Origin of the sequence: Kitasatospora sp. NPDC059462, assembly GCF_042749955.1 — a bacterium.
Taxonomy (GTDB): domain Bacteria; phylum Actinomycetota; class Actinomycetes; order Streptomycetales; family Streptomycetaceae; genus Kitasatospora.
Map to the genome: position 1 here is coordinate 350 of NZ_JBHYUU010000295.1, position 6094 is coordinate 6443.

General features: G+C 71.3%; 5 protein-coding genes. All 5 read right to left on the reverse strand.

Annotated features, from left to right (window positions below; translation table 11 throughout):
- Positions 1 to 1199 (reverse strand): 6-phospho-beta-glucosidase (locus tag ACFXAM_RS37070; RefSeq protein WP_380298136.1); only part of this gene is annotated, 1199 nt, incomplete at its 3' end.
- On the reverse strand, positions 1199 to 2110 hold the full coding sequence (locus tag ACFXAM_RS37075; protein WP_380298138.1) for a carbohydrate ABC transporter permease: 912 nt from the start codon (positions 2108 to 2110) through the stop codon (positions 1199 to 1201). The genes ACFXAM_RS37070 and ACFXAM_RS37075, both read right to left, overlap by 1 nt.
- A gap of 21 nt (positions 2111 to 2131) precedes the next feature.
- Positions 2132 to 3130, reverse strand: a complete 999-nt coding sequence (locus ACFXAM_RS37080; RefSeq protein WP_380298139.1) for a carbohydrate ABC transporter permease — start codon at positions 3128 to 3130, stop codon at positions 2132 to 2134.
- Positions 3131 to 3171: 41 nt separating this feature from the next.
- A complete protein-coding gene (locus tag ACFXAM_RS37085; protein ID WP_380298140.1) occupies positions 3172 to 4482 on the reverse strand; it encodes an ABC transporter substrate-binding protein in 1311 nt (436 codons plus the stop codon).
- A gap of 148 nt (positions 4483 to 4630) precedes the next feature.
- The gene (locus tag ACFXAM_RS37090; RefSeq protein WP_380298142.1) at positions 4631 to 5821 is read right to left on the reverse strand and encodes an ROK family protein; all 1191 of its coding nucleotides are present in this window, start codon (positions 5819 to 5821) and stop codon (positions 4631 to 4633) included.
- Positions 5822 to 6094: the final 273 nt, after the last annotated feature.

Here is a 6094-nt window from a genome sequence, read left to right on the forward strand (position 1 = left end):
GATGTGTATAAGAGACAGCGGTCGCGGCCGCCGCGCAGGGCGGCGTCCAGGGCGAGGTGCTCGTACGCGGTGACGGCGGCGACCAGGCCCGCGTACAGCGGCTCCAGCGGACGCTGCGGCAGCGGACGCACGCCCGCCGCGTCCACCTCGGCCGGCACCTCGATCACGGCGTCGTCCGGCAGGAACGGCAGCACGCCGTCGTTGCGGGTGTTGACCACCTGCACGGAGGTGCCGCCGCCGGTGCCGAGCAGCGCCGCGATGAGCTGCACCGCCGCCTCGGAGTAGAACGCGCCGCCGCGCTTGGCGAGCAGCTCCGGCTTGGTGTCGAGCGCCGGGTCGGCGTAGAGCTCCAGCAACTGCCGCTCGATCGCGGCGACCTCGGCGGCCCGCGAGCCCTTGGACTTCAGCTCCTCGACGACCAGGTCGTGCTGGTAGAAGTACCGCAGGTAGTAGGACGGCACGACGCCGAGCCGCTCGATCACCCGCTGCGGCAGGTGCAGGTCCTCGGCGATCTCCTTGCCGAAGCCGGAGAGCAGCTCGGGCAGCACCTCGCGCCCGCCGGCCGCGCCGGGGGCGTCGAGCAGGGTGACCCCGCGCTCCCAGGTGAGGTGGTTGAGGCCGACGTGGTCGAGCCGGACCAGCTCCGGGTCGACGCCCAGGTGCTTGGCGAAGCGCCGCTGGAAGCCGATCGCGACGTTGCACAGGCCGACGGCCTTGTGGCCGGCGTCCTGGAGGGCCCGGGTGACGATGCCGACCGGGTTGGTGAAGTCCACGATCCAGGCGTCGGGGTTGGCGCGCCGGACCGTCTCGGCGATGTCGAGCACCACCGGGACGGTGCGCAGCGCCTTGGCGAGGCCGCCGGCGCCGGTGGTCTCCTGGCCGACGCAGCCGCACTCCAGCGGCCAGGTCTCGTCCTCGTTGCGGGCCGCCTGCCCGCCGACGCGCAGCTGCAGCAGCACCGCGTCGGCGTCGGCGACGCCGGCCGCGACGTCGGTGGTCGTGGTGACCACCGCGCCGTGGCCCTGCTTGGCGAAGATCCGCCGGGCGAGGCCGCCGATCAGCTCCAGCCGCTCGGCGGCCGGGTCGACCAGGACGAGTTCGCCGATCGGCAGGGTGTCGCGCAGCCGGGCGAAGCCGTCGATCAGCTCCGGGGTGTACGTCGAACCGCCGCCCACGATGGCCAGCTTGAGTGCGGACATCAGCCCTTGACCCCTGTCAGTGTCACGCCTTCGATGAAGGCCTTCTGTGCGAAGAAGAAGAGGATGATCACCGGGGCCATCACGAGGAGGGTGGCGGCCATGGTGAGGTTCCAGTTGGTGTGGTGGGCGCCCTTGAAGGACTCCAGGCCGTAGGAGAGGGTCCAGGCGTCGTGGTTGTTGCTGGCGTAGATCTGCGGGCCGCAGTAGTCGTTCCAGCAGTAGAAGAACTGGAACAGCGCGACGGCGGCGATGGCGGGCTTGGCCATCGGCAGCACCACCCGCAGCAGGGTGCGCAGGTCGCCGCAGCCGTCGATCCGGGCCGCCTCGATGTACTCCTTGGGGATGGTCATCAGGAACTGCCGCAGCAGGAAGATCGAGAAGGCGTCGCCGAAGGCCATCGGGATGATCAGCGGCCAGAGCGAGCCGCCCAGGCCCATCTGCTTGGCCCAGAACAGGTACATCGGGATGACCGTGACCTGCGGCGGCAGCATCATCATCGCGATGACCGCCATCAGCGCCAGATTGCGGCCGCGGAAGCGGAACTTGGCGAGCGCGTAGGCGACCGGCAGGCTGGAGACGACGGTCAGCACGGTGCCGAGGCCCGCGTACAGCAGGGTGTTGCGCCACCAGGTGAGGAAGCCGGGGGCGTTCCAGACCTTGCTGTAGTTGCCCCAGTGCCAGGACGTGGGCCAGTAGTCGGTGGTGAGCGCCTGGCTGTCCGACATCACCGAGGTCAGGAAGGCGAAGACGAACGGCAGCAGGAAGAACAGGCCGGCCGCGACGGCCAGCGAGTGGACGGCCACCCAGTTGAGCAGCGCGCGCCGGCGGGCGGTGCGGGCGGCGGCGGTGGCGGGGCCGCGGGCGGTGCCGCGGCCGGGCGCCTCGGCGGGGAGGGTCGGGCTGAGAGTCATGATCGTGTCCTCACCGGTCCGCTAGTCGTCGCTGGCCATGAAGCCGGACCGGCGGCGCAGCAGCACCGAGGTGACGGCCATCGAGATGACGAACAGCACGAGGGCGACGACGCACGCCGCACCGTAGTTGAAGCGCTGGAAGCCGAGGTTGTAGACCATCTGCGGCAGGGTCCAGGTGGAGCCGGACGGGTAGCCGGGCTCGAACTGCTGGCCGGAGTTGCCCGCGATGCCGCCGGCGACCTTCCCGGCGACGATCGCCTGCGTGTAGTACTGCATGGTCTGGATGACCCCGGTGACCACCGCGAACATGATGATCGGCGAGATGTTCGGCAGGGTGACGTACCGGAACCGCTGGAACGGTCCGGCCCCGTCGAGCTCGGCGGCCTCGTACTGCTCGCGCGGGACGTCCAGCAGGGACGCCATGAAGATGACCATCAGGTCGCCGACGCCCCACATGGCCAGCAGGGTGAGCGCGGGCTTGGACCACTCCGGGTCGGCGAACCAGCCGGGCTGCGGCAGCCCGATCTCGCCGAGGAAGTGGTTGACCGGGCCGGTGCCGGGGTTGAGCAGGAAGGCGAAGGCGACGGTGGCGGCCACCGGCGGGGCGAGGTACGGCAGGTAGAAGGCGGTGCGGAAGAAGCCCACGCCGCTCTTGATCTTGGTGATCAGCATCCCGATGCCGAGGCCGAACGCCACCCGCAGGCTCACCATGATGACGACCAGCCACAGGGTGTTGCGCAGGCCCTGCCAGAACGCCGGGAGGTCGTTGAAGACGTAGTCCCAGTTCTTCAGGCCGTTGAAGGTGGGCGAGCCGAAGCCGTTGTACTTGGTGAACGAGAAGTAGACGGTCGAGATCAGCGGGTACAGGAAGAAGACGCTGAAGCCGATCAGCCAGGGGGAGAGGAAGGCCAGGTTGCGGGCCGCCGCCCGGCGGCGCTTCCGGCGCAGCTGCTGCTGCACGGGAGGCGCCGCCGGGGCGGTCGCTCCGGCCCCCTTGCGGGTGGCGGACGCGAGTGACATGGGAGCTCCGTGGACGGGCCGGACGCGCGGGGTGCCGGGCGCTACTTGGCCTGGGCGATGGCGGCGTCGATCTCCTTGGCGGTGGCGGCGAGACCGGCCGCGAGGTCGCCCTGCTTGCCCGACTCGTAGTCGTAGCCGAGGTTCTGCAGGGAGACGATGTAGCCGCCGCCGTTGACGACCGGCGGGGTGGTGCCGGAGCTCGCGTGCTTCGCGATGTTCACGAAGGTCTTGAAGTTCTCGTCGGCGATCAGCTTCGGCGACTCCAGCGCGGCGAGGGTGCTCGGCACGTTGTGGATCGCGTTGGCGAAGGAGACGACCGCGTCGGTGTCGGTGGTCAGGAACTTGACGAACTCCCAGGCGGCCGCCTGCTTCTTGCTGGTGCTGGCGATGCCGACGATGGTGCCGGTCTGGTAGCCGCGGCCGTAGGTGTCCTTCTGGTCGTCCGGCACCGGGAACGGCGCGGTGGCCCACTCGAAGTCCGGCTTGTCGGTGGCGAGCGAGGCGGTGCGCCACTCGCCGTCGATGGCCATCGCGACCTGGCCGGTGTGGAACGGGTTCTTGGCGCTGAACTCCTCGCCGAAGGTGGAGCGGTACTTCTCCAGCTTGTCGTAGCCGCCGAGCTGGTCGACCAGGCCCTTCTGCCAGTTCAGCATCGCGGCGACCTTCGGGTCGGTGGCGAGGGTGGACTTGCCGGCGGAGTCGAAGTAGGTGGGGCCGTACTGGCCGAGGAGGTGCTCGGTGGTCGACTCGTAGCCGTGGTAGAGCGGCATGAAGCCGAGCTGCTTGTAGCTGTCGCCCTCGGCGATGGTGAGCTTCTTGGCGGCGTCGGCGAACTCGCTGAAGGTCTTCGGCGGGTTGGTGATGCCGGCGGCGGCGAAGGCCTTCTTGTTGTAGTAGAGGCCGAAGGCGTCGCCGAGCAGCGGCAGCGAGCACTGGTTGCCCTGGAACTGCGTGTAGTCGAGCATCGCGGCCGGGAAGGTCTTGGCGGCGTCGATGTTGTCCTTGGCCAGCAGCGGCTTGAGGTCGACGAAGGCCTTGGTCGAACAGAACATGCCGACGTTGTTGGTGGTGAACGAGGAGACCACGTCGGGGGCGTCGTCGCCGCCGGCCCGCAGCGACTGGTTGACCTTGTCGTCGGCGATGTTGCCGACGGCCTTGACGTGGATGTTGGGGTGGGCCTTCTCGAAGGCGGCGACGTTGTCGTTGATCGCCTTCACCTCGCTGTCCTGGCTCCAGCCGTGCCAGAAGGTGATGGTGACGTCCTTGCCACTGGCGGAGTCGTCGCTGCCGGAGCCGTCACTGCTGCCGGTGCAGGCGGTGGCGAGCAGGGCGAGGACGGCGCTGCCGGTCACGGCGGCGATGGTCCGGCGGCCTCTGCGGGAACGGGAGGTGGTGGAGTGCACTTCGAGGTCCTCCTGGGGCTGCGCGGGCAGGCGTCATTGCCTCGGGTCCCGCGTTGGGGATGGGGGAGAGGTGGGTGCAGGGGAGTGCGGCGGAGCGTCAGTGGGTGGAGAAGACCGCCTCGCGGGCGGCCGCCAGCGAGCGTTGCAGCGCGCCGAGCAGAACGGGGGAGCCGGTCAGCGCGCTGCCGCGCACCTCCGGCCGGGCGGCCGCGATCCGGGCCAGCTCCTCGGCGATCAGGGCCCGCAGCCGTTCGCCGCCCGCGTTCGGCACCCCGCCGGAGACCACCACCAGCCGGGGGTCGACGACGGCGACGATCACGGCCAGCCCGACGGCCAGCCGGGCGGCGAGCTCGGCGAGGAACGCGTCGCCCGCGCCCGGGGTGGCCAGCGCCCTGGCGACCGACTCCTCGGCGGTCGGCGCGCCGAGCCCGTGCTCCCTGGCCAGGGCCCGGACGGCGGGGGCGCCGACCAGCTCCTGGAACCCGCCGGAGTTGCGGCGGCGGACGTCCTTGACCACCGGTGCGCCGGGCACCGGCATGTAGCCGACCTCCCCGGCGCCGCCGGTGAAGCCGCGGTGCAGCCGGCCGGCGATCACGATCGCCGCGCCGATGCCCTCCCCGGCCCAGAGCAGCACGAAGTCCTCGAACCCGCGGGCCGAGCCGGAGGACTGCTCGGCGACGGCGGCGAGGTTCACGTCGTTCTCGATGGTCACCGGCGCGCCGATCGCCGCGGCGAGGTTCCCGGCCAGCCGCGGCGCGTGCCAGCCGGGCAGGTGGGAGGCGTAGCGCAGCTTGCCGGTGACCGGGTCGGGCGCGCCGCCGACGCCGATCACCACGGTGTGCAGGGCGCCCTCGGCGAGCCCGGCGGCGCGGACCGTCTCGGCGACCGCCCCGGCGACCCGCGGAACCGTTTCGGCGGCCGCCCAGCCCTTGGTGGGGACGACGTGCTCGGCGAGCGTGGAGCCGGTGATGTCGGCGACCGCGACCCTGACGTGGCTGTTGGTGACGTCCAGTCCGGCGACGTGCCCGGCGGCCGGGTTCACCTGGTACAGCTGGGCGTTGGGGCCCGGGCCGCCGGCCGTGGTGCCCACCGGCAGCACCAGTCCGGCCGCCTCCAGGCGGGCCAGCAGCTGGGAGGCGGTGGGCTTGGAGAGGCCGGTCAGGCTGCCGATCTGCGTGCGGGAGAGCGGCCCGTTCTCCAGCAGGAGTTCGAGGGCGGCACGGTCGTTGATGGCGCGCAGCAGACTGGGCGTGCCGGCGAGGGGGGCCTTGGCGGTGCTTCTGGTCACGCGAAGATCCTCCTCCTCAGGGCGGCCGGCAGTGCCGGGGCGGGCCGGGTGGCGAACTGTTAGGAAACTTTCCAGTCGCTTGGGACAGGACCGTACGGGCCCCGTCAGCGGGGTGTCAATGGCCCTTCCACCGGAGGATGCCGACTCGTTACCAGCCCGCCCCCGCCCCCGGTCCCCCCACCCACCCGGCCGGTCCCGCCCGCCCCACCTGGACGGCGGGTCGGGCGTCACGGCTCCTGCCGGAAGCAGGAGCGGCGGTCTCCTCGGCCGAGG